General features: G+C 41.3%; 25 protein-coding genes and 1 riboswitch. Of the genes, 8 read left to right on the top strand and 17 right to left on the bottom strand.

Annotation, left to right across the window (positions count from 1 at the left end):
* Positions 1-45: 45 nt before the first annotated feature.
* From BPR_RS05330 to BPR_RS05315, 4 genes are read right to left on the bottom strand one after another with little or no spacing between them, the layout of a single operon-like run.
* On the bottom strand, positions 46-672 hold the full coding sequence (locus BPR_RS05330; protein ID WP_013280437.1) for a cation transporter: 627 nt from the start codon (positions 670-672) through the stop codon (positions 46-48).
* A 20-nt stretch (positions 673-692) separates the two neighbouring features.
* Positions 693-1295 carry a diacylglycerol/polyprenol kinase family protein gene (locus tag BPR_RS05325; protein WP_013280436.1) on the bottom strand — a complete coding sequence of 201 codons (603 nt, stop codon included), beginning with the start codon at positions 1293-1295 and terminating at the stop codon, positions 693-695.
* Between the two features lie 5 nt (positions 1296-1300).
* The gene (locus tag BPR_RS05320) at positions 1301-2995 is read right to left on the bottom strand and encodes a phospho-sugar mutase (RefSeq protein WP_013280435.1); all 1695 of its coding nucleotides are present in this window, start codon (positions 2993-2995) and stop codon (positions 1301-1303) included.
* A 17-nt stretch (positions 2996-3012) separates the two neighbouring features.
* Complete coding sequence (locus BPR_RS05315; RefSeq protein WP_026663601.1) at positions 3013-5724, bottom strand: FAD-dependent oxidoreductase; 2712 nt, start codon at positions 5722-5724, stop codon at positions 3013-3015.
* Between the two features lie 375 nt (positions 5725-6099).
* Between BPR_RS05315 and BPR_RS05310 the strand changes: the two genes are divergently transcribed.
* The gene (locus BPR_RS05310) at positions 6100-6672 is read left to right on the top strand and encodes a GNAT family N-acetyltransferase (RefSeq protein ID WP_013280433.1); all 573 of its coding nucleotides are present in this window, start codon (positions 6100-6102) and stop codon (positions 6670-6672) included.
* Here the strand turns inward: BPR_RS05310 and BPR_RS05305 are convergent.
* The 3 genes from BPR_RS05305 to BPR_RS05295 are packed head-to-tail and all read right to left on the bottom strand — an operon-like array spanning position 6667 to position 9611.
* Positions 6667-7308 carry a trimeric intracellular cation channel family protein gene (locus tag BPR_RS05305; protein WP_026663600.1) on the bottom strand — a complete coding sequence of 214 codons (642 nt, stop codon included), beginning with the start codon at positions 7306-7308 and terminating at the stop codon, positions 6667-6669. The genes BPR_RS05310 and BPR_RS05305 overlap by 6 nt on opposite strands.
* A gap of 31 nt (positions 7309-7339) precedes the next feature.
* The gene (locus tag BPR_RS05300) at positions 7340-9109 is read right to left on the bottom strand and encodes a sensor domain-containing diguanylate cyclase (RefSeq protein WP_013280431.1); all 1770 of its coding nucleotides are present in this window, start codon (positions 9107-9109) and stop codon (positions 7340-7342) included.
* Positions 9110-9125: 16 nt separating this feature from the next.
* Complete coding sequence (locus tag BPR_RS05295; protein WP_013280430.1) at positions 9126-9611, bottom strand: hypothetical protein; 486 nt, start codon at positions 9609-9611, stop codon at positions 9126-9128.
* Positions 9612-9811: 200 nt separating this feature from the next.
* Between BPR_RS05295 and BPR_RS05290 the strand changes: the two genes are divergently transcribed.
* Positions 9812-10759, top strand: coding sequence for a NifB/NifX family molybdenum-iron cluster-binding protein (locus tag BPR_RS05290; RefSeq protein ID WP_013280429.1), 948 nt, complete (start codon positions 9812-9814; stop codon positions 10757-10759).
* 61 nt (positions 10760-10820) lie between these two features.
* Here the strand turns inward: BPR_RS05290 and thiC are convergent, their stop codons facing one another.
* From thiC to thiW, 5 genes are read right to left on the bottom strand one after another with little or no spacing between them, the layout of a single operon-like run.
* Positions 10821-12125, bottom strand: a complete 1305-nt coding sequence (thiC, locus tag BPR_RS05285) for a phosphomethylpyrimidine synthase ThiC (RefSeq protein ID WP_013280428.1) — start codon at positions 12123-12125, stop codon at positions 10821-10823.
* 38 nt (positions 12126-12163) lie between these two features.
* The gene (gene thiD / locus BPR_RS05280; protein WP_013280427.1) at positions 12164-13006 is read right to left on the bottom strand and encodes a bifunctional hydroxymethylpyrimidine kinase/phosphomethylpyrimidine kinase; all 843 of its coding nucleotides are present in this window, start codon (positions 13004-13006) and stop codon (positions 12164-12166) included.
* A gap of 2 nt (positions 13007-13008) precedes the next feature.
* Positions 13009-13641, bottom strand: coding sequence for a thiamine phosphate synthase (gene thiE / locus BPR_RS05275; protein WP_013280426.1), 633 nt, complete (start codon positions 13639-13641; stop codon positions 13009-13011).
* Positions 13638-14444: a hydroxyethylthiazole kinase gene (gene thiM / locus BPR_RS05270; protein WP_013280425.1), complete on the bottom strand. Its 807-nt coding sequence runs from the start codon at positions 14442-14444 to the stop codon at positions 13638-13640. The genes thiE and thiM overlap by 4 nt, the downstream gene beginning before the upstream one ends.
* A complete protein-coding gene (gene thiW, locus BPR_RS05265; protein ID WP_013280424.1) occupies positions 14445-14981 on the bottom strand; it encodes an energy coupling factor transporter S component ThiW in 537 nt (178 codons plus the stop codon). It lies immediately after the preceding gene.
* A gap of 88 nt (positions 14982-15069) precedes the next feature.
* Positions 15070-15174, bottom strand: a riboswitch (TPP riboswitch).
* 185 nt (positions 15175-15359) lie between these two features.
* On the opposite strand from thiW, the gene BPR_RS05260 reads away from it, so the two are divergent.
* From BPR_RS05260 to BPR_RS05250, 3 genes are all read left to right on the top strand, one after another.
* The gene (locus BPR_RS05260) at positions 15360-15902 is read left to right on the top strand and encodes a QueT transporter family protein (RefSeq protein ID WP_013280423.1); all 543 of its coding nucleotides are present in this window, start codon (positions 15360-15362) and stop codon (positions 15900-15902) included.
* Between the two features lie 197 nt (positions 15903-16099).
* On the top strand, positions 16100-17521 hold the full coding sequence (locus BPR_RS05255; protein WP_013280422.1) for an amidophosphoribosyltransferase: 1422 nt from the start codon (positions 16100-16102) through the stop codon (positions 17519-17521).
* 131 nt (positions 17522-17652) lie between these two features.
* A complete protein-coding gene (locus BPR_RS05250; RefSeq protein WP_013280421.1) occupies positions 17653-18045 on the top strand; it encodes a pyridoxamine 5'-phosphate oxidase family protein in 393 nt (130 codons plus the stop codon).
* 102 nt (positions 18046-18147) lie between these two features.
* On the opposite strand, the gene BPR_RS05245 is transcribed toward BPR_RS05250, so the two are convergent.
* Together BPR_RS05245 and BPR_RS05240 are read right to left on the bottom strand one after the other, a co-directional pair.
* Positions 18148-18777 carry a GDSL-type esterase/lipase family protein gene (locus tag BPR_RS05245; RefSeq protein WP_013280420.1) on the bottom strand — a complete coding sequence of 210 codons (630 nt, stop codon included), beginning with the start codon at positions 18775-18777 and terminating at the stop codon, positions 18148-18150.
* A 149-nt stretch (positions 18778-18926) separates the two neighbouring features.
* Positions 18927-19310, bottom strand: coding sequence for a heavy-metal-associated domain-containing protein (locus BPR_RS05240; RefSeq protein ID WP_013280419.1), 384 nt, complete (start codon positions 19308-19310; stop codon positions 18927-18929).
* A gap of 146 nt (positions 19311-19456) precedes the next feature.
* On the opposite strand from BPR_RS05240, the gene BPR_RS05235 reads away from it, so the two are divergent.
* Entirely contained in the window at positions 19457-19696 is a 240-nt protein-coding gene (locus BPR_RS05235; protein WP_013280418.1) for a Fur family transcriptional regulator, read from the top strand.
* 6 nt (positions 19697-19702) lie between these two features.
* Here BPR_RS05235 and BPR_RS05230 read toward each other — a convergent pair whose 3' ends face one another.
* Both BPR_RS05230 and BPR_RS05225 read right to left on the bottom strand, forming a co-directional pair.
* On the bottom strand, positions 19703-20188 hold the full coding sequence (locus BPR_RS05230) for a hypothetical protein (RefSeq protein ID WP_013280417.1): 486 nt from the start codon (positions 20186-20188) through the stop codon (positions 19703-19705).
* Between the two features lie 231 nt (positions 20189-20419).
* Positions 20420-22678: a glycoside hydrolase family 31 protein gene (locus BPR_RS05225; RefSeq protein ID WP_013280416.1), complete on the bottom strand. Its 2259-nt coding sequence runs from the start codon at positions 22676-22678 to the stop codon at positions 20420-20422.
* Between the two features lie 162 nt (positions 22679-22840).
* Here BPR_RS05225 and BPR_RS05220 point away from each other — a divergent pair, with 162 nt between their 5' ends.
* Together BPR_RS05220 and BPR_RS05215 are read left to right on the top strand one after the other, a co-directional pair.
* Positions 22841-23218 carry a CidA/LrgA family protein gene (locus BPR_RS05220; RefSeq protein ID WP_013280415.1) on the top strand — a complete coding sequence of 126 codons (378 nt, stop codon included), beginning with the start codon at positions 22841-22843 and terminating at the stop codon, positions 23216-23218.
* Positions 23218-23910, top strand: coding sequence for an LrgB family protein (locus BPR_RS05215; RefSeq protein ID WP_013280414.1), 693 nt, complete (start codon positions 23218-23220; stop codon positions 23908-23910). The genes BPR_RS05220 and BPR_RS05215 overlap by 1 nt, the downstream gene beginning before the upstream one ends.
* Here BPR_RS05215 and BPR_RS05210 read toward each other — a convergent pair.
* Complete coding sequence (locus BPR_RS05210) at positions 23907-24503, bottom strand: TatD family nuclease-associated radical SAM protein (protein WP_013280413.1); 597 nt, start codon at positions 24501-24503, stop codon at positions 23907-23909. The genes BPR_RS05215 and BPR_RS05210 overlap by 4 nt on opposite strands.
* Position 24504: the final 1 nt, after the last annotated feature.

Below are 24504 nucleotides of genomic sequence, written 5' to 3'. Positions count from 1 at the left end.
ATAACAAAAGCAGAGCCTTGCGCTCTGCTTTTGTTATTATCGATATCAGTTGTTTAATCTATTCTCTACTATGGTCTTAATACCGCTTCTGAGCATATATAGAGAAACCAGTATGGAACCGACCAAATCAAAATAAAAAGATACCTTTGAATCCGGCATAGTCGCCACAACAAACAGGGTAAGCGTAACACAAACATCTACGATTGATTTAGCCCCATACAACCTTGCCTGCACACCCAAAATGGCATTTCCGTTATGAGAATGTAGTTTAGTGTACTTACGCCAGAAAAGAGTATTTGTAATAGCTCCCAAAAGAGCTATTACAAAGGCAGGCAACACATTTCCCTTGCTGCCGCCATCTGAAACAAATGCCAGAACGATCATGCTGATACCACTGATACACATGATAATTCCAACAAATGTATTACTGATCTTCTCTATTTTTCTTTTTGTAAAGTCATCCATGCCCTCTTTGTGAGTCATGATATAGACCACAAAAGAAGCTATAATAGCGAGTAATTCAGCGGTTCTTCTGGTAAAGTCCGATATCTGGGTTGAACTTCGTCCAATAGTAAGTCCGATTCCCAGTACTAATGGTCCCGGAGAACTTAGTATCACAGACAAAAGTAAGGTTTTATATCCGCTTTTTTTATCAAGTTTTTCTTCGGTCATTTGCTACTAAAGTCTCCAAATCATCTCAAATAAACCAGCACTCCCATGGCGCTGACAGGGCAATAAAATGTATCAAAACCATTTTCAACCAGCAGTTCAACTGTGGCGCTTACAAAGGCAGTTAATAAGGCTGCCAGAACTGTAAATCCCACATTGTATTTACCAAATACCATGTAAACTGCTATGACCGAGGCAAAAGAAAACACAAACATGGCTATAGATCCCTGAAGTGACTTTTTATGTTTCCTTCCAATCTTGATAGAGCCGAATTTCTTGCCTATCAGAGCTGCAGCAGCATCACCTGGCCCCCAGGCAAATATCGATGCTATGCCAATTGCCCTGTCCCCCAGCCATCCCCAGCAGATACTGGCAACGACAATGAACATTATCATCAGGGCTGCAAAGCTGTTGGCAAACTCCCCGGTTTTCCTGGCATTAACAAGTTTTGTCATGCCAGGAACCTTGGAAAGCAGTAGTAAGATCGGATAAACAATAATGAGCACTACAGCAATGGTAAGTACTGACTTTTTCCAATCTTCATACATATAAAACCAGAAGATTGTAAAGAAAAGCACAACTACATGTAATGTTTTCCTAAATACCTCTTTACTGTATGTAGACATAGGCTTTATTCCACAGAATCAATAAGTCCGAAGATTTCTTCTTTTATCTTCCTGTTAGTTTCAAGTGCATTCTCTCTGCTATCTCTGTTTGAGTAGAAATAGAACTTGATCTTAGGCTCTGTTCCTGAAGGTCTGATAGCAAACCATGAACCATTATCAAGGAAAAGTCTTATAGCATTCTGAGCAGGAATATCTTCATAGCCATTGATATAGTCAATAACCTTCTCAACCTTGGCACCGGCTACAGATGTAGGGATATTCTCTCTAAACCATTTCATCATACGCTGAATACGCTGAGCACCAGGTATTCCTTCCAGAACCATATTAGGCTCATCCTCTGCAAAGAAGCCATATTTAGCATAGATTTCCTGAAGCACATCCCAAAGAGTCTTGCCCTGCTTACGATAATAAGCTGCAGCCTCAGCAACAAGCATACCTGCGGAAATACCGTCCTTATCTCTGATATCTTCACATACAGCATAGCCAACAGACTCTTCATATCCAAAGAGATAGGTATAACCATTCTCGTGAAGATATGGGATCTTACCACAGATATTCTTAAAGCCTGTAAGTGTCTCAAACATCTCTATACCATAGGCTTTGGCCATAATAGTAGAAAGAGTTGAAGTTACAATAGACTTAACCATAGCTCCCTTGGCAGGAAGTGTACCGGCATCCTTACGTCCCTCTAATACGTAGTTGACAAGAAGATATCCTGTCTGGTTACCGTTAAGAGGAATGTAGTTGCCATTGTCATCTCTGATTTCTATGGCAAATCTGTCAGAATCAGGATCTGTAGCCATCAAAAGCTCTGCTCCAAACTCTCTACCATACTGCTCTGAAAGCTTGAACGCTTTAGGGTCCTCCGGATTAGGATATCCAACTGTTGTAAAATCAGGATCAGGATTTTCCTGTTCAGGAACTATCTTCCAGTTAGAGAACCCTCTGTCTGTAAGCATCTGTCTGAATGGAATTGATCCGCAGCCGTTAAGTGGTGTGTACACAAGAGGGATGGAAAGATCCAGTTCATCTCCCTCATGAATAGCCATTCCCTCAATCTTATCAAGATACTCTCTGTCATATTCAGCACCAAGAACAACTATCTTGCCTGACTTTACTCCCTCGTCAAAGTCTGATGTCTTAATTCCTGTCCAGATATCTACAGCATTGATCTTCTCTGTCATTCCATCAGCAACATCTGATGAAACCTGACATCCATCATCCCAATATGCCTTGTAGCCATTGTACTCTCTTGGGTTGTGTGAAGCTGTAATATTGATTCCTGATACTGTTCCAAGACGTCTTACCATGAATGCAAGTTCAGGAGTAGGACGAAGATCCGGGAAAGTATATACTTTGATTCCATTTGCTGCAAAAATACCGGCAGCAAGCTGAGAAAACTCTTTTGAAAAGTGTCTTGGATCATGAGCTATTACAACGCCCTTCTCACAAGCCTCTTTTCCCTTGGAGACAATATAATCAGCAACCCCCTGAGACGCCTTACCTACTGTAAGGAAGTTCATACGGTTTGTTCCTGCTCCAACCTTTCCGCGAAGTCCGGCTGTACCAAAAGAAAGATCCTGATAGAATCTGTCTTCGATTTCCTTATCATCACCCTTAATAGCCTCAAGCTCAGCCTTAAGCGGATCAGAATCCGATAATTTATCCAGCCACTCCTGATATCTTGACTTATAATCCATTATTTATTCCTCCTATCTTATTTATCACCAAGAATCTTGTTGATAACAATTCTGCCTGCCCTCTTAGCAGCATATGGTCCGACCTTCTTAAGTTTATCTTCAGCTCTGACCATTGTGCTCGCAGCAGGTACATCTCTTGTGAGATGAATGGCATCAAACTCGCACTTGGTTGTGCAAAGACCGCATCCGATACATCTGTTCTCATCTACGGTTGTTGCGCCACACCCAAGGCATCTTGCTGCCTCTGTCTTGACCTGTTCTTCTGTAAGAGTAAGTCTCAGATCCTCAAAGGTTTCCTGAGCCACTCCGGCTTTTTTACCGGGGATCTGTCTCTTGGCATTATCAAAAGTCTCTACAGAAATATCATCCTTGTCAAGTTCAATAAATTCTCTTCTGTCTCTTGCAAGGTCAAGCCTGTTACCCTCATGCACGAAACGGTTGATTGAAACATAGCCTTCTCTTCCACCTGCTATCGCATCTATAGCAAATTTAGCACCGGTGAATACATCACCACCAACAAAAATATCAGGCTCAGCCGTCTGCCTTGTAAGGCTGTTTGCAATAGCAGTTCCGTTTCTGTTAAGTTCAACCTTGGTTCCTTCAAGGAGCTTGCCCCACTGAACCGACTGTCCGATTGAAAGAAGAAGATTCTCACAAGGAACTTCTATTGTATCACCCTCGTCAAATTGAGGATTAAATCTATGCTGATCATCAAATACACTTACGCATTTCTTGAAGATAACTGCCTTGACATGTCCAGCCTCAGTAACAACCTCTCTTGGTCCCCATCCGTTTAGAACTTCTATTCCTTCTTCCTTAGCCTCAGCTACTTCATCCTTGGCTGCAGGCATCTCTTCAGGGCTCTCAAGACAGAGCATTGTAACCTTTGAAGATCCGGCTCTGACAGCTGTTCTGGCAACGTCAATAGCAACATTACCGCCACCAACAACGACTGTAGCTCCCTTTAATCTTACGCTGTGATCCTGATTGATAGTGCGAAGGAAATCAACACCTGTCTGAACACCTTCTGCAGTCTCTCCCGGAATGCCTGCCATCCTGCCACCTTGCATACCGATTGCGATAAAGAACGCCTTATAGCCTTCTTTCCTAAGTTCCTGGATAGTAGTATCCTTACCTACCTCTACTCCGCATTTGAACTCTACGCCCATCTGTCTGATAACATCTATCTCAGCATCAATTATGTTCTTTTCAAGACGATAGCTAGGAATACCATTCATGAGCATTCCGCCAGGTCTCTTCTCTTTTTCAAAAACAGTAACAGGATAACCGTTGAGTCTGAGATAATAAGCGGCAGAAAGACCGGCCGGGCCTCCACCTATAATAGCTACCTTGTACTCATCGCTCCACATTCCGCCATCATGCTTCTCGCATAGAGGAACATATCTCTTATCCTGTTTAAGTTCAAGCGAAGCAATGAACTTCTTGATTTCATCAATAGCAAGCGGCTGATCAATTGTTCCTCTTGTGCAGGCATCCTCACATCGTCTGTTACAAACAGCTCCACAAATATAAGGGAATGGATTATCCTGCTTGATGAGTTTCAGGGCATCTTCATATCTTCCCTCTGCTGCCATCTTGATATAGCCCTGAACTGATAAGTGTACAGGACAGGCAGTCTTACAAGGAGCTGTTCCTGTCTTATAGCAATTGATCTTGGCGTCATCCCTGTAGTTGTAGTTCCACTTCTCAGGTCCCCATTTCTTCTTGTCAGGAAGCTCTGTCTTGGGATAAGTAACTTCAGAGCCGTCTTTTTTGCAAAGCTTCTGTCCAAGCTTGGCTGCTCCTACAGGACAAACCTCAACACATTTACCGCAGGCAACACATTTATCTTTTTCTACATGTGCTCTGTAAGCCGATGCAGACATGTTAGGTGTATTAAAGAGCTGTGATGTTCTAAGAGCATTACACACACCCGGAGCACAGTTACAAATAGCTACAATCTTGCCCTCGCCGTCAATATTGGTTATCTGGTGTACATAGCCGTGTCTCTCTGCTCTCTCAAGGATTTCATAAACTTCCTCTTTGGTAATGTAATGACCGATTCCTCGATCATCCATATACTCAGCCATATCACCCATTCCGATACAGTAATCACCGCGTATCTCTCCAGAGCCCTCTCCTCGCATAGCCTGCTGCTTACGACAGGAGCACTCGGAAATGCCATACTTGTCATACATATCGATCCAGCGGGATAAATGCTCTACTGGTACTGACTGATTTTCAAGAGAAATTGCCTTCTCTACAGGAATAACGTGCATTCCTACGCCCGCTCCTCCGGGAGGAACCATCTGGGTAATCCCCGCAAGCGGAAGCTGTGTCATAAGGTTAAAAAATGTAGCAAGCTCCGGGAATTCATCCGTAAGCTTATCCTGCATCATCATAAACTCTGCTGAACCCGGAACAAAAATAGGCAGTTCATACTGTCTGTGCTTATCCGCAGTCTTAGCCCTGTTCTGTTCAATGATACCGATCCATTTAAGACGATCAACCATCTCCTGCGTTTTGTCGACCGGCATATTATTCATCTGAGCCAGTTCCTCAATAGAGTAAGGAACTCTGGTCTTCTTGAAATTAAGCAGGAACTTAACCTGTTCCTTGTTGAGAATATGATCAAGCATCCAATATTCAGGATCTCTGTTATTGATCTTGTTAGTAAGCTTCTTGACATATCTGTCTGTTATCAGCTTGGCCAGTTCAAGAACCAGCATCTCCTTTTCCGGATCCTCTGCCTTATAATTCGGGTCCTGCCAGAAATCATTCTCGTTGATCATTGGATCGCCAATTTTCCAATTAGCCTCCGTCAAAGTCTTTTTTGCCATAAAACCTCCTACCATTTGTTTCTTGCCATATCTCGGATATTTCCCCTTCAAAGTCAAATGCTCAAAGTGTAATTCATATCTCATACTGTTGAATTGCACTTTGAGCACTCGACTTCTTGAAATATATCCCCATAAAAATATCCGCCTATATTATACTAAAAAAGCGCTGTAATTTCCACTAATGTTAAATCGATATATAAGATTGTAAGCAATGCAAAACCATTGTATAATCTAAAACTAACGCTCTATTGTATGGAGGAAATTATGAAAATAGAAAAAGTCACTACAGAAGATGCAAGGGAGCTTTTAGATATCTACACTCCTTATGTCACAGACACAGCAATTACTTTCGAGTATGATGTACCATCCCTTTCAGAATTTGAAGAACGTATCAGAAATATCTCAGCCAAATTCCCATATATCAAGGCTGTAGATGATAATGGTGCAATACTTGGTTATGCCTACGCTTCAACTTTTAAAGGCAGAAGTGCCTACGACTGGTCTGTTGAGACAACAGTTTACGTCAGAAAAGATTCCAAGCGCTGCGGTGTAGGTTCTATGCTGTATGACACTCTAGAGAAATCTCTTGCAAAAATGGGCATATTAAACGCAAATGCATGTATCGCATATCTAAAAGAAGGTGCTACAGACGAGCACCTTACAAATGATTCCAAATATTTTCATGAAAAACATGGTTATAAACTGGTTGGAACTTTCCATGACAGCGGATTCAAGTTCAATACCTGGTACGATATGATCTGGATGGAGAAGTACCTTGGCCAGCATACCACATCACCTGCACCTGTCAGATTCGGGCAGTGGACCCTTGAATCATAAATTAACCTTAGGAAGATTCCAAAGGAAATGACGAGCCATAACTCTTAATACAATAACAAGTGCAAAGCTTAGGACCATGGCAAGATTCCATGTTCCAAGAAGTTCATGCATTATCACCATGAGGATGCCTCCTATTATGACAGGCAATGCATACACATGCTTGACAAAAATAGCCGGCATCTGATTGGAGAGAACATCTCTTAAAACGCCTCCTCCAACTCCTGTGATAAAACCAAGGAATACCAGGAGGAACAAGTCATCTTCATATCCAAAATTAGCGCCTATCATTACGCCATCTACCATAAAGGCTGCAAGACCGACTGTATCAAATATGAACAGCCCTCTGTCATATAATCCAGAAAACTTCTGGGGAATACCCTTGTGAAAATACATGATTCCAAAAACTATATTTGCTACAACCGCTGCCACAAGAACATAAAATGGATTGATAAACATCTGCGGCGGGAAATTTCCCATTATGATATCTCTTGTAAGACCGCCTCCACAGGCTGTTAATATCGCAAGAATATTAACTCCAAAGATATCCATTCTCTTCTGAATTCCGGTAATAGCTCCGGACACAGCAAAAGCTACTGTTCCAATAAAATCAAATATAACAAGTAAAGATAAAGACAATTTAAAAAATCTCCCAACCAAAAATATTTAGCTATTTAATGCAGATTCTGTTTTTGCCGCTTCCCTTGGCTTCATAAAGAGCCTGGTCAGCCCTGCAGAACACATCATCTGCGCTATCATCATTTTTAAACTCAGTCATTCCGACGCTGATTGTTCTATGCCCAATCGCACCAAACTCAGTATCAGCTATCTTCTGCCTGATCTCATCAAGAAGGTCTCTGGCCTCTTCAATAGAAACACGCGGACACATGAAAAGGAATTCCTCTCCGCCCCAACGGCCTATAAGAGAACTAGGAATTCTGCATATCTGCTCATTGAGCATATCGCTTATAGCGACAAGTATCTTATCTCCCTCGGCGTGTCCATAAGTGTCATTTACAACCTTGAAATCATCAATATCAGCAATTCCAAGTACTATGTCAATTCCCATAGTCTTGAAGGTTGCTATAGTACTACGAACAACTTTATCAATAACACGCCTGTTACTAAGGCCTGTAAGAGCATCGGTATCTGCAGCCTGACGAAGCTCATCGTTGGCCTGGCGCAGCTCTGCTGCCGTAACATTGATAAATGTAGCAAGTCTTCTGACCATTGAGATCTGACCATGCATTTTCTGCTCTTCACTCATCTCAATTGTCTTATCGCCTTCACCTGTAGGCTGGGCCTTGGCATGCTCGCCCTCTCTCATACTGATTGCTATGAGAGTGACATGATGCTCAATAAGATATTTACCCATGCGCATGATCTCGCCGCTTGAATAAAAGCCGGAAACAGGCGCTACCTGACTAAATGGCCCGGTTTCTTTATTGATAAGATATTTCCAGTATAATCTTCTGACGCCACATGAATACAAAAAGACTGCCTGTGGTGCGAAGTCTTTAACATGTTCTACAAGTTCTGCCACATCCCCTTTGATCACATCAGGGTCGCCATATGAAAGATTAACCTTGGTTCCCTTATCAAGATCAGCTGCAAGCAATATCGAGCCGCTCTCAGGATCGCAGGAAAACGGAAGTCTGAGCACATGTTGATCATGCTGTGTAGACATGATCGGGAATTCAAGTATATTGGAAAAGAAATCATCATTGGCCTGAATATCGAGGTACTTACTGTAAATCTGAGTAGCAGGAACGCCATCTAGTTCATACAGGCGTTTTCCCTCAATTCTGGTAGCTGTCATATCTTTGCCAAGAGGCTTCCATCCTATTGCATGCCTGACATCCACAACGAGATCGTCGCCTGAATAGGTAATAAGGAGAACACCTGCGTGGCTGATACTGTCCTCATTCATTACGCTCGTATAAATCTCAGATATTTCTACGTTGGCACTTCCGCCTCCAAATATCTTGACATCATTTCTGCATTTCTCGGCTTCATTGAGAATCGTATGCGAATTTATTGTTTTTAGGGTTATGAGGATTTCCGCAGCCTTAATATTTTCGGTTGAATCAATAACCTCCCTTATCCTGTTTCCAAGCGCTGACTCTCCGTCTGGTTCGCAGTCAAACAAAAAAGTGCATGTCTCAGTAGATTCAAATACCGATACTGCCATTACCATTCCGTAATCGGCCAGATGTCCATCACAGATATCTCCATTAGAGCTGGTTCCTCCAATGCTTGCATCCGGATAAACATCACGTATCATTCTCTGAACATGACTTATCTGCTCGTCATCAAAGACGATTGAATACAGGTGGAAAAGAATAGATTTATAAGGATGATCAGATGTGTAGCCGTAAACTGCCTTAAGAGCAACCTCTACATCCTCAACCCGCGTAAATTCGTAGTTAAACTGCCTCATTAGCCTTCCTCAAATCTCAATACTTTTTTTCATTACCGGCATATCTCGCCATGAGTATTTTAAAGAATAATGGTTGAAAAATAAAGATTAAAATATATCCGGCAATAAAACAGATCAAAAGTGATGGAAGAAACATGGAAAGAAGGTTTAACTGGGCCATGCCACCTGACTGCTTCATAGTCATCTGATAAGCAAGAAATACCATACAGAATGTCATCAAAGGCGTATAAATAAGATTTGATATCAGACTTGAAAACAGCCTCTCAGGAAGAGTTCCCTGCTTAAGGCCAAGCTTCCCCGCCAAACTATTAGTAACCTTGCCCATAGGAATAACAAATCCTATTATCATGCTGATAATAGTGCTGACAATAAAGCTGAGAATAAAGCCCGGCACAGTGAAATGACCTGAGAAAAGGGTTCCGATAAGAGACAGACAAAAGCTCATGAGCAGCCCCATTCTGATATTCATTCCTCGTCCTATTTTTTTCATTTTTTCTTCCATTTGAGACCTCCATTGTGTTTTTTATAGTAATTATTATACCTTTTTATCACTATTACGACAGCTATTTTTCCTTGTATTTTCAAGGTATTTGAACAAAACACTCAAATATGATACTATCGTTTAGTTGTATAAAATTCATGTAGAAGTTAAGGCTATGCTTTTACATATATTGAATTATTGAAAGACGAGGACAAACACTAATGAAAATCGCGGTAACATATGATAATGGCCAGGTATTCCAGCACTTTGGCCATACTGAGAATTTCAAATTTTACGAAGTAAATGATAACAATGAGATTGTTTCATCCAAGGTATCCGGCACAAACGGAACAGGTCACGAGGCTCTTGCAGACCTTCTTTCAGATGAGGATGTAGATGTACTTATCTGCGGAGGTATCGGTGGTGGTGCCATGGATGCTCTTGAGAGCAACAGCATCACAGTATGTTCAGGTGCTTCAGGAGATGCTGATGAAGCAGTTAAGAATTATCTCTCAGGTGCCTTAGAGAGCACAGGTGTTAACTGTGATCATCACGATCATCACCATGAGGATGATGCTCATGATGAGGTTTCAGCTCAGAATGAAGAAGATATTGAAGCAGAGTCCGGTTGCGGCGGATGCGGCGGTTGCGGAAGCGATGATGAGGAAGGCTGCGGCAGTGGCTGTGGCGGATGCGGCGGCGGATGTGGCGGATGCCACTCAGGCCCTCTTTTTGAAGGCAAGAATGTAGGCAAGACATGCCGTGTACACTACACAGGTACTTTCAATGATGGTACCAAGTTTGATTCATCTTATGACAGAGGTCAGACACTTGACTTTGTATGTGGTATGGGAATGATGATCCTCGGCTTTGATAAGGCAGTTGCCGAGATGAATGTTGGTGATATCATTGACATCCACCTTGATCCTAACGAAGCTTATGGTCCCTTTGATCCAAACGCTATAATCAAGCTTAAGATTTCTGACCTTCCCGGTTCTGAGGAGCTTAATGTTGATGAGAGAGTTTACCTTCAGGATGTATATGGAAGACCAGTACCTGTTAAGGTAATTGAGAAAACTGATTCCGAGATTACTTTTGATGCCAACCATGAGATGGCAGGCAAAGAACTTAATTTCAAGATTGAACTTGTAGAAGTTAAAGATAATTGATATTTTAATCAATGGCAAAGAGCCTTCGGTAATATCTCCGAAGGCTCTTTTACTTATAATCTTACAGAATATCTATGTGTTCACCGGCAAGTGCCTTGTTCATGCTGCGGACAGCACAGAATTTTCCGCACATTGAACATGTATCATCAAACTCAGGTGCTCTGTCTGCACGGATTGATTTAGCAGTTTCAGGGTCAATTGCACATTCCCACTGCTTATCCCAGTCAAACTCTTTCCTTGCTTCTGCCATTTCGTTATCAATATCCATCGCATGTGGAATCTTCTTGGCAATATCTGCAGCATGAGCTGCTATTTTAGAAGCAATTATTCCCTGCTTGACATCCTCAACATTAGGAAGTGCCAGGTGCTCTGCAGGTGTGACATAGCACAGGAAAGCGGCTCCTGCTGCCCCTGCAATAGCTCCTCCTATTGCAGAAGTAATATGATCATATCCGGGTGCAATATCCGTAACAAGAGGTCCTAATACATAGAAAGGCGCTCCCATGCAGATAGTCTGCTGCATCTTCATATTGGCCTCAATCTGGTCCATTGGCATATGTCCCGGACCTTCAACCATAACCTGTACATCCTTCTCCCAGGCCCTCTTTGTAAGCTCTCCAAGCCTTACAAGCTCTTCTATCTGGCAGACATCACTTGCATCTGCAAGGCATCCCGGCCTGCAAGCATCTCCAAGAGAAATTGTCACGTCATGTTCTCTGCATATATCAAGAATTTCATCATAATACTCATAAAATGGATTCTCCTCTCCTGTCATGCTCATCCAGGCAAAAACAAGTGAGCCTCCTCTAGAAACTATATTCATTTTACGCTTGTGCTTTTTGATCTGATCAATAGTCTTTCTGGTAATTCCACAGTGGAGAGTCACAAAATCTACTCCATCCTCTGCATGAAGTCTTACCACATCGATAAAGTCTTTGGCAGTAAGTTCAGATAAATCTCTCTGATAATGAATTACGCTGTCATATACAGGTACAGTTCCAAGCATTGCAGGACATTCTTCCACAAGCTTTTTTCTAAATGGCTGGGTATTTCCATGGGATGAAAGATCCATGATGGCATCTGCTCCCATATTAACTGCAGCCATTACCTTCTCCATCTCTACATTGTAGTCCTTACAGTCTCTGGATACTCCAAGATTTACATTTATCTTGGTTCTGAGCATTGAGCCCACTCCCTTAGCCACAAGGCTTTTATGATGTTTGTTTGCGCATATCGCAACCTGTCCCTTTGCAACAAGATTTCTTATTTCCTCAGGAGTCCTGTACTCATCTCTTGCGACCTTCTCCATCTCGGGTGTTATGATTCCCTTTCTTGCTGCATCCATTTGTGTTGTGTAATTGCTCATAGATTTTCCCTTTTCTTTTAGTATTATATTTTCATCATTTAATGCAAAAGAGGTCCTCTCCCTGACCCGAGTTTAAGACCTGCATCAATGCATTTTTCTATATATTTTTTGGCTTCTGAAACTGCGCTTTTCAGATCATGTCCATTGGCCAGATTAGATGCTATTGCACTTGATAACGTGCAGCCTGTCCCATGAGTATTAGGATTATCAAATCTCTTTCCTTCAAGCCATATAACCTGAAATTCAGTATCTATCGCATTTCCCAATGGTCTTATGCACAGAAGATCAGCTGATACATCCTCTCTTTCAAAAGAACTATGTCCGCCTTTTATCAGTACATTGCACCCATATTCGGACGAAAGCTTTTTGGCTGCATCTTCCATCGCTTCTCTGCTATCAATTAAAAACTCCTTATCCCCGCCTTCTTTTGTCGATAACAGTGTCTGTGCCTCCGGGATATTGGGTGTTATCAGAAGGCTGCGGCAAAAGAGCTGTTTTTTCAAATACTCCCTTGCTTCAATTCTTGTAAGTTCAGTTCCGGAAGTTGAACTTAGCACCGGATCAAGGACAACGTTTTTTAGACTGTATTTATCTATAGCTTTAGCTACAACCTCCATAACTGATCTGTCAGGCAGCATTCCTATCTTTACTGCATCAGGAGGTATATCCTCGCACACAGCCTGAATCTGTTTTTCTACAAAGCTCTTTTCAACCGGAAGGATACCGGTTATTCCAAGAGTATTCTGAGCAGTGAGTGCTGTTACAACACTCATTCCATACACCCTGTGCGCCTCCATTGTTTTTAAATCAGCCTGGATTCCTGCTCCTCCGGATGAGTCACTTCCTGCAATTGTCAGAACTGTCTTTTGCACAATACTCATGATCATTTTCCCGCCATATTAAGCTCTTCATAGGCCCTTTTAAGTTCACTTGCAGCAGTTCTGCTGTCAGGAGCCTTCATTATTGCTGTAACAACGCAAATACCAGCAATCGGAACACCTTTTAGTACCTGAATATTATCTTTATTAAGTCCTCCAATGGCATTGGCAGGGATCGGTACAGCTTTACAGATATCCCTTAATGTATCCACCGAGGTAAGGACTGTTTTTACCTTGGTTGTTGTCGGATAAATTGCTCCAACTCCAAGATAATCTGCCCCATTCCTATAAGCTTCAAGTGCCTGTTCAACAGTCTTGGTAGTGGCACCTATGATCTTATTCTTCCCAAGTATCTTCCTTGCTATGTCTACAGGCATATCAGACTGCCCCAAATGTACGCCCTCTGCATCTATAGCCATTGCAACATCTATCCTGTCATCTATTATCAGAGGAATATCGTATTTTGCGGTAATCTCATGAACCTTTCTTCCAAGGTCAATATATTCTCTTGTAGTCTTATCTTTTTCCCTTAGCTGCAAAATGGTAACGCCGCCTAAAATGGCATTTTCCACCTTTTTCAGGAATTCGTCCTCGGACAAACCGGTGCTGTCAGTGACCAGATATAACTGCGTATTCAAAGCTTTTCTACCTTCCTTCTCTCACTAATGGTTTTATCATCAAGCAGGGATATTTCATCAAAAAGAGCGGTATAAAAGCTACCACTTCCGACTTTCCCTGCATTAATTGAGCTTACAGCTTCATAGGCAAGTTCACCTGCTATTCCCATATGCTCGCAGGCTCTTACAGCAGCAAATAGCGCTCCGCCTCTGTCTTTTACGCCTGCAAAAAATGTTGCACATATGGCGCCAAGCATACATCCTGTTCCTGTTATCTTTCCAAGCTGAGGATTACCGTTGTTTACTAAATAGGTCTTTTCCCCATCTGTAATAATGTCCGTGGCCCCACTGGCAAGAACAATTGCATCAAGTTTTCTCGAAAGCATGATTGCATGTTCAGTAGCCATATTCTTCGTAACTTCAGCCCCGGCATCTACTCCATTTCCCTTATAATCTGGATTTAAAAGAGCTATGATCTCAGAATAGTTACCCTTTATCAAAAGAATCTGTTTATCACTCCGTGGAGTACTGCTGATAAGACTTAAAATAAAGCTCCTTCTAAGTTCAGAGCAGGCCACTCCCACAGCGTCAATAACGACAGGGATTTCTTTATCCAGGGCCTTGGAAAAAGAAACCTTCATGGCTTCCATTCTGGTATCAGAGATGTTTCCCAAATTGATCAATAGTGCACCCGCAGTTTCTGTTATCTCACTAACCTCAAGAGGGTGCTCTGCCATAATAGGCCTAGCACCCAGTGAAAGAATTGCGTTTGCACACATCATCATTGATATTGGATTTGTAATGCAATGGATCAGATCTGACATTTAAGCCACCTTTTCCTTAGATGAATCTATATCCTTTAGGCTGTTCTGAATCTTGGACAAGACTCCTGCTGCCTTTAATGTCCTAAGTAGAAGGTAAGCTATCGATCCGCCAATAAGTGTTCCGCAGATAAAGGATGGAACATAAAAGAACCATGTAAGGCCCTCCTTGCCCCAAAGGTAAGTCATTACAGGGTAAGAAACGATCGCTCCTATTACTCCTGTTCCAAAAACCTCTCCAAGTACTGCAGCTATTATTTTTCCTTTGGATAATTTGTAGAAAATACCTGAAAGGGCAGCCCCAAAGATTGCGCCGGTAAGGGCAAGTGGCGGGATTCCCATTACCATCATTCTGATGATACCTATAAGAACTGCACATAGAAATGCATAGGCAGGTCCCATGAACACTGCACAGGTGATGTTGATAAGGTGTGCCATCGGGCACATTCCCTCGATTCGAAGGATAGGTGATATTACTACGCCAAGGGCAACAAACATTGCCAGCATCACCATCCTCAGTAAATAGTTACTTTTTTTCATACTTTTCCTCTTTTCCCAGACGGTGGGCTCGCTTTTAGTTCCAAGATGCAAAAAGCGGAAGCCCCCAATATGGTTGCTTCCGCGAATATACTCCTATTATCAGGCATCCCTACGTTGGCATTATCCAAATCAGGTTCTCGGTCGAAGGTCACACCTTCCTCTCAGCCTGTAATACAAGCTCCCGTCTGTTTAGTTGTCTTATACTTTATACACCTTTTAATAAATTAACGCAATAATAAAATAAAAAATAGACAAAATGGCCAAAGGATGTTAGTATTGTAAAGTTGCACTCAGAAATAAAATTATTTCTAAGACAAAGGTAATAATGTCAGTTCGTGACCTTCCTGACACAAAACAAAACTAAAGGAGAATTTAAAAATGCGTAACAAAAAGGTATTATTCATCACTCAGGCTGCTGTGATCGCAGCTCTCTATGTAGTTCTCACACTACTTGCTAATTCACTTGGACTTGCTAATTATGCTATCCAGGTACGTTTTTCAGAGGCACTTACTATTCTGCCTTATTTCACACCTGCTGCTATTCCGGGTCTTTTTATCGGATGCATCATTTCCAACACACTTACAGGTTGTATGCTTCTTGATACAATATTCGGATCCCTTGCAACTTTAATTGGTGCAGTTGTGACTTATTTGATCGCACACGGCTTTAGATCTTATCGTAACCCTGACTATTACAAGGGTTCTAATATCAGAAAATGGCTGTGTCCTATTCCACCTATTGTAGCAAATGTTATTGTGGTTCCACCTGTACTCATTTATGTTTATCACATGGAGGGAACACTTCCTCTTTTCATGTTAACAGTTGGTATCGGCGAAGTTATTTCATGCTTTGTTCTTGGAATGATCCTTCTATTTGCACTTGATTCAAGAAAAGAGACAATCTTCCGTCTCAACTCTTAATAAGAGTTTGTAGACGCTGCAATTCATCAGATAATCCCTGTCACGTTTTTTAAAATCCTGCAAGATTTGGGCGTGACAGGGATTTTTTATTTTTCACACATATTTCAATATAAAATTCCTTTTGTCTGTGGTATGATACTTCCCGTAAGCATTTTCTTTAAGTTACTAGTACTAAAATCACGCTTTAGGAGGAGTCCATGGGAGGATTTTTTGGAGTAGCATCTCGTGAAAGTGCAGTTTTTGATCTGTTCTACGGAACTGACTATCACTCACATTTAGGAACCCGTCGTGCCGGTATGGCCGTCTACGACAGGAAGAAAGGGTTCGATCGTTCTATCCACAACATTGAGAGGTCATATTTCAGACCTAAATTTGAAGACGATATGCTCAAGATGGAAGGTCATCTTGGTATCGGCTGTATTTCTGACTACGAGCCTCAGCCGCTTATTGTCAGATCTCATCACGGAACATTCGCAATCACTACTGTTGGCAAGATCAACAACATCGACGAAATCACTAATCAGCTCTTTAAAGATAACCACTCACATTTCCTTGAGATGAGTGGCGGAGACATCAACCCTACTGAGCTGGTAGCATCAATCATCAATCAGAAATCTACACTCGTAGAAGGAATTCGCTATGCACAGGAAATAATCAAAGGCTCTATGTCTCTTCTGCTCATGACATCAGAAGGCATTTATGCAGCCAGAGACCGTTTCGGAAGAACACCGGTCCAGATAGGTCAGAAGGATGAAGGTTTCTGTGTCTGCTTTGAGAGCTTTTCATATTTAAACCTTGGTTATACCGCATATAAAGAGTTGGAACCGGGAGAAATCGCCTTTATCACTCCGGAATCTGTAGAGATTGTAGCTCCGGGCTTTAGCGAAATGCGTATTTGCACTTTCCTGTGGATTTATTATGGTTTCCCGGCATCAACCTACGAAGGGCTTAATGTAGAAAATATACGATATGCCTGCGGCGGCAAGCTTGCCCAGAGAGATATGCAAAGAGGCATCCACCCTGATCTTGTAGCAGGTGTACCTGATTCCGGTGTAGCTCATGCTATCGGATACTCCAACACCTCAGGGATCCCATATTCAAGACCCTTTGTTAAATACACACCAACCTGGCCTAGATCCTTCATGCCTACTATCCAGTCAAGACGTGATCTTATTGCCAAGATGAAGCTGATTCCTGTTAACCAGCTCATCAGAAATAAGAGCCTTCTTCTCATTGACGACTCTATCGTAAGAGGAACCCAGCTAAGAGAAACGACAGAATTTCTATATAAGAGTGGTGCAAGCGAGGTTCATATAAGGCCCGCATGTCCTCCTCTCATCTATGGTTGTAAATACCTTAACTTCTCTCGTTCCAACTCTGAAATGGAGCTGATAACCAGAAGAGTTATAGAAAAACTTGAAGGATATCCTTCACCTGATGAAGAGACCGTAAGGAAATATACAGACCCTGATTCTCCGGAATACGATGCAATGCTGGAAGAAATCAGAAAAGATCTCAATTTCACATCTCTTCACTATCACAGACTTGATGATATGATTGAAGCAATTCCGCTTGAGCCATGTAACCTGTGTACCTACTGCTGGAGCGGCAGAGAGTGACCTGTTTAAATGACATCTTGGATCATAGCTTCAAGGAACATGTAAAAAGAAGTCTCTCTATAAATTGTGTACAATCTATTTGCGTGATATAATCATTTTCATAAAACATCATTTATATTGGAGGTTTAATCATGAAAAGAGTAGAACAGTTCTTAAAAGAAGCAGGAACCTACTATCTGGCTACTGTTGAAGGCGATCAGCCAAGAGTAAGACCCTTTGGAACAGCACACATTTTTGAAGATAAACTTTATATCCAGACAGGTAAGGTAAAAGAAGTATCCAAGCAGCTTCATGCTAACCCAAAGGCTGAAATCTGTGCTTTCAAAAACGGCGAATGGCTCAGAGTTGCAGCAGAGTTTGTAGAAGATGACAGAATCGAAGCTCGCCAGTCCATGCTTGATGCATATCCTTCACTTCAGAACATGTACAAGGCCGATGACGGAAATACAGAAGTATTCTATTTAAAAAATGCTACTGCTACTTTCAGTTCATTTACACACGAGCCTGAAGTAGAGAAATTCTGATAAAATATCAGCGGCAAAGGCCTTTATTTAGGACATAAAGTCAAAAAGCTTAACATGCAGGCATGCTAAGCTTTTTGACTTTTGTTCCCTTTATCATATATATCAAACAACTTTCATTTCTCTTAATTTATCATAAATAACATCTGCAAAGATGCGGTGTCCTTCTTCATTTAGATGTTCATCATCCTTCTCATCAGCAGAAACATAATCAGAAGCTGCAAGAAAGTTTACTCCTCTTCTCTTTGCAATTTCCTCATATACTCCCTTTAACTGCCTGCTGGTATTAACAGAAGCCAGATCAAACTCAGGGTCTTTCTCCGGTCTCCATACTTCATCACCAAGATATATAGGAGAAACCAAAAGAACTTTTTCAGGCGAAACATATTCTTCGAGCTGGTCTATACACTCCTCAATCCCTCTGCCAATGTCTGTAGGAGATGCAGCATAATCTTTTTTGCAATCATTTGTTCCAAGCATCAGAACTACGGAATTAAAAGAGGATTTACCTGCGAGTATCTTCTTTAGAGTATTGACGCCCTTTCTGCCGGATCTGTACTTGTCTTCAAAAACAGTTGTCCTGCCGCACAAGCCCTCTTCAAGAACTCTCATATTCCTGACTTTTTTCTGAAGTACGCCTGTCCAGCGCACCTTCTCAGAGTATCTTCTGTATGGAAATGATCCGGGAATAAGTCCCCAGGTATTAGAATCTCCAAATGCAAGAATATTTCCCATTTTCTGTTCCCCTTTACTACCACCATTACAAGACATAACAATTACCTTTGTTGCTTTATGTTTGCTTACGCTTTGATAGTAATATCATAGCATCGGGGTACAGAATTGAATATTTGATTGATTTTATCGTTTGTGATAAGAACTATTTATCACAGTTTTATATCATTAAAATCCTTAATAACGTACGGAAGTCCATTCATAAACTGTGCAACATCATTTCTGCCAAGTTCGCGTTTGGCATGGACTATAGCTCTCTTATTTTCCAGATCAACCTTGGCATAGATGCCATCATTTTTGTTAAAAGCATTCTCTACTCTGGTCGCACAGTTACTGCACACCATCTGCCCTATTTTGACTTCATAGTGATAGCTGTAATTGCTGATCTTCTTATCAGCAACCTTGATCTTGCGCTCTGAAGCTTCATGCGTTCCACAGCAGGAACTTCCATGAGTAAGCTTTCTCCTCATCATAAAAATAAGTAAAGACAATGCTGCCAGTAATACTACTGCAGCAATAATTGTTGTAGTATCCATAATTGCTCCTCTTATTTATGGGCTTCATATACCCTTTCGACACGTAATTATATCACAGAAAGTTACCTATTGCTAACAGAATAATAATGCGTTATAATTTTCGTTAGCAAAAGCTAACCATTCTATACGCATCAGACGGGGGTATCATGAGTAACGAATTCGTGATTTCACTTTTAAAAGATAAGGGATTTAGAATAACCAAGCAGCGAAAGCTGATAATAGACATCATCCTCAGCAGCGATGGAGCTTCCTGCAAGGAAATATACCACAAGGTTTCTGCCAAGGATAAAACAGTAGGCTCTGCTACTGTTTATAGAATGATAAGGCTTTTAGAAGATATCGGTGTTCTCAAACACGTTGATATGATAGCTCTTCAGGGAAGGTAATTACTCTTATCCAACCTTCCGAAGAGCCATGTCCGGCTGCGCACTTGTTCTAAGTGCTCTTTTATCCATCTGTCTCTTGGTGTAATTCACCATATAGAAAATAATCCCACATACAATAACAGTTAATAATGATACCAGTTCAGAGAATACATCTGATTTCATAAAGAGATTTCTGATAATTCCAACTACAGCAAAGAAAAGTGATGATAAAGATAATCCCCAGATAAAATCAACCTTAAATTTGCTGATGATCGGGAATAATGAAAAGAGACACAGTATCATAAGTACTATCCCGCTTACCAAAATCACTGATCCATTGATAACTGCATTTACTATAAGATTTGTAGCTCCAAATCCAATAGAGAGATTATATAAATAGCAGCTTATTCCTGAATACAACATTAGTGATCCCCAGATAAGACCGGTAAGCCCCAGCACCATAAACGCAACACTCATTTCACTAAATCTTCTAATGCAAGTTACTTTTCTCATATGCCCTCCTAACTTCGATCAAATACCTTTTTATCTTTTTTAATTTGGAACGTCACAATTATTTATACGAATCAAAATGAAAAAAGGTAAATATCTATATATAGTATACGGAATTTCATTTACGAAAACGATTAAGAAAGCATTAAAAAAGCAAAAACAATTATTATGAAAATATAAAGAGCGAATACTATATATAGTATTCGCTCACAAATATATTTTTTTGACACTAGGTTAATCATATTTTTTGATGTTCAATTTTTTGTTATCACAAATAATTTTGCCTGCTTTATCATCCCAGATAATCCTGCTGATACTATACTCACCTCTTTCATATCCATTTGATTCGCCATCATCATCGTAGAGGTCAAAATAGGCATCTTTTCCAGGAAATACCCTGACACCGATTGTCTGTCCGTTATAGTATTCTGTAGAGTCTAAAGGCTCCGTAACAGGAATTATACTGCCGGCCTTGGCAAAAACAGCAATTCTGTCAATTGGACATTTATAGTCTATAGTCCTTCCGCCTTCATAAAAATCTCCTGTGTAATAGTCGTACCAGTCATTTCCGGCAGGCAGATATATACTGAGCTTGTCATCTTCATCCAGAACAGGACAGACCATAAGGCTTGGCCCGAACATATACTGATCTGATATTTCGCATATATTCTCTTCTTCAGGATAATCAAAAAACAGCGGTCTTATTATCATGTCATCCCTGATGCACGCCATAGCACCCACAGAATAAATATACGGAAAGAGTCTGTATCTGCCCTTAATTGCACTTACTATCGCCTCGTAGTATTTATCTCCGGCGTCGCCAAAGGCCCAGGGCTCCCTGCTGACATCAGTTCCATGAGATCTGAATATTGGCAAAAAAGCTGCAAATTCAAGCCACCTTGTGTAGAGCTTTTTGTAGTCTTCGTTGATTCCATCGTAGTCACCATTCCAGTACCACTGAAATCCTCTTTTAACGAAGAATGCTCCTGCATCAAGTGTCCAGTAAGGCATTCCACTTGCTGCCATCTGAAGACCTGCTCTTACCTGCTTTCTAAGGCAATCCCAACTTGCAGAGACATCTCCGGACCAAAGTATTGTTCCGTATTTCTGGCTTCCGGCCCAGCCGCTTCTGGTCAGGTTGACCACTCTTTTATCAGGCCTGATCCTCCTAAGGCCGTCCCATATTGTCATAGCATGATATAGCCCATAGGAATTAGCCATTTCAAGTGGCATGATATTTCCCGCATCTGTTTTAAATTCGCAGTATTTTTCTCCATCCTCAGGCTCTATATGATGCTCCCACTCAGGCGTAATAGGTTCACTTGAGTCGCACCAAAAGGCATCAACTTCTGAAGGGAGCAGATTTCTTTCAACCTGTGAAAAATACAGATTTCTCGCCTTCTCATCAAAGGCATTATAAATATCAGTTCCCGGAAGTAAAAGATTTAATGCCTTAAATTCTGCATTATCTTCAGTATTTGGACTCATATTCGGCCAAATGGACATCATGAAATGGATTCCCATCCGGTGAAGCTCATCAGTCATCTCTTTGGGCGTAGGGAACCTGCTCTTATCAAAGCTTTTCTGTCCCCATTTGCCATCTTCCCAGCTAAGCCAGTCAAGAACAAGGCAGTCAATCCCTATTTTCCTTCTTCTAAACTCTTTGGCGACCTCCAACATTTCTTCCTGAGTTTTGTACCTCTCTTTGGACTGAATATATCCATAAGCCCATTTAGGAAGCATGGAAGCTCTGCCTGTGAGCTTTCTGAAGCCTTTTATAACATCGGTTGTGACTGTGCCCGGAATAAAGTAATAATCCAGATAATAGTCCGCCTCAGTCTGAACAAAAGATACTCCATTTTTTTCGGAAAAAAGAGCCGGTGACTTGGTGCTAAGCAAAATTCCATACTTGTTTGTCGATACGACCATGGGGATTGCTATCTTACGATTAGCCTGATGAATATAATAGGTACTGCCGCGAAGATTCCATTCGCCATTTTCTCCCTGTCCAAAGCCAAGGAGCATCTCATCTTCTGCAAACTCAAAATAGGTCCTGGTCTTATAAGCAGAGCCGTACTCTTCCTTATCAGCAGCTTTTATTTTCTTCTTGATCCCGTCAGCTGTAGCAATTTCTTCAACTATAGCGCTTTTGTTATCAGAAACTCTATAAAGACTTATCTGTTCAAGCTGCCTTGGACAAACTGCCCTTTCAGTTAAAAGAGATCTGCCATTTATGTCCATATATGAAACAGCTGCCGTCTCTTCATTAATCTTAATTTGAATATCCGGGGTTCTTATCACTATTTCATTTTGCCCCTGAATGACTTCACAGTTTTTCTCCGGCGGAAGCGTATTTATATCCTCCCCCTGCCTTGGATCAAATACTCCATCCTGTGAAAAAGATGTTCTGACAATACCTCCCTGCATGAGCATCAGCCTCAGCATGCCCTTGCCAACAGGATAAAAGATGTTACCCTCACTAATGTTAACCATTTTCTTATGCCTCGATATGTATGTTTATTATTTGTAAAAAAGCCAACACATCAATAATACCATGATATCGATATCAAAAGTTAGAAACCATTTATCGACTTGCTTCTTTTTTCACAACGAGTATAATGTGTAAGGATTTTTTATATAATGAGGTGTTTATAAATGAAGTTTTTAAAGCAGTTTTTAATTATTCTTGCTGTTTCTCTTATGGGAGAAATCTGTAAGGCATATCTTCCGCTACCAATTCCTGCAAGTATTTACGGAATGGTTTTCATGTTCGTCTTTCTTCTTACAGGAGTTATCAAGCTTGAACAGGTAAAAGATGCAGGGAAATTCCTGATAGAGATCATGCCGGTCATGTTCATTCCGGCAGGTGTAGGACTTATGTCATCCTGGAGTGTTCTGCAGAGCGTGCTTCTCCCTGTATCAGTAATTACAGTTATCACAATATTCACTGTTATGGCTGCAACCGGCCTTGTTTCTCAGGTAATAATCAGAAAGAGTAAGAAGACTACCAATGAGTACAAGGAGGCAGCGTGATGAGTGAATTTATGCAAAACAGCGCTTATGCCGGAGTTACAATAAGCCTTTTATCATATAGTCTTGGTACATACCTTAAAAAGAAATTTGGATTCGGATTTTTGAATCCTCTTCTCATATCCATCATCGCAACAATTCTTTTCCTGTTTGCCTGCGGTGTTGACTACGACACATATAGCGAAGGTGCCAAGTACCTTAGCTGGCTCCTGACGCCAGCCACAGTCTGCCTTGCCATTCCTTTATATGAAGAATGGGAACTGCTCAAGAATAATGCCAAGGCAGTAATGCTCGGCATATTATCAGGCGTTCTGACGAGCCTTGTAACCGTATTTGTCTTATCCAAGCTCATGGGGCTTTCTCATGAAAGCTACGTAACTTTGCTTCCCAAGTCCATCACTACAGCTATCGGAATGGGCGTATCTGAGGAACTTGGCGGATATGTGACTATCACAGTTGCCGTCATAGTAATTACCGGTGTTCTGGGAAATATACTAGGTGAATTTATCTGTAAGATATTCCGAATCCATGAGCCTATATCCAAGGGTCTTGCTCTTGGAACAGCAGCACACGCTATTGGCACTGCCAAGGCCATGGAAATCGGAGAAATAGAAGGAGCCATGAGTTCTCTTTCAATTGCAGTTGCCGGAATTCTCACTGTAATACTTGCAACTGCGTTCGCAGGACTGATTTAAGTTTTCTTTCTTATCCTAAGAGGAATATCGTATTTATTGGACAGGGCTATGCACCTGTCCTTTTCTTCTTGTGGAAGGACATCAACAATTGACCATCTGACGTCTCCAATTTCTTCTCTGCACCTTTTTGTAAACTTGATCATACTTTCAAAGGCGTTGTCATGCTGAGGTCTTGTTACCTCTTCATACTCTTTTTGGGAAGGAGCATTAAGACTTACGGAGACGCTATCTATCACCCCTGCAAGTTCAGGAACTATGTCTCTGCCATTTTCTACAGAGCCCTGCCCATTTGTATTGAGCCTTATTTTAAGTCCTTTTTCCTTCTTTGCATAAGCAGCAGCCTCTAAAAGAATATCAAGCTGACACGTAGGCTCTCCATAGCCGCAGAAAACAAGCTCTTTGTAGCCTGAAAAATCAAAGTTTTTAATCGCATCAAGTACTTCTCTAAGAGTCGGGTTAACCTGATGCCATAGAGTCGTGGCATCTCCTACTCCGTCTTTTACAAAACGAATACAGAAGGTACATCTGCAATTGCACTTATTAGTAATATTTGCATATACGCTGTCTTTGTATGTATAAATTATATCTGCCATT

This window comes from Butyrivibrio proteoclasticus B316 (genome assembly GCF_000145035.1).
Classification (GTDB): Bacteria; Bacillota; Clostridia; order Lachnospirales; family Lachnospiraceae; genus Butyrivibrio; species Butyrivibrio proteoclasticus.
Note: the sequence above shows the minus strand (reverse complement) of the source record. Positions and strands in the feature narration are given on the sequence as shown.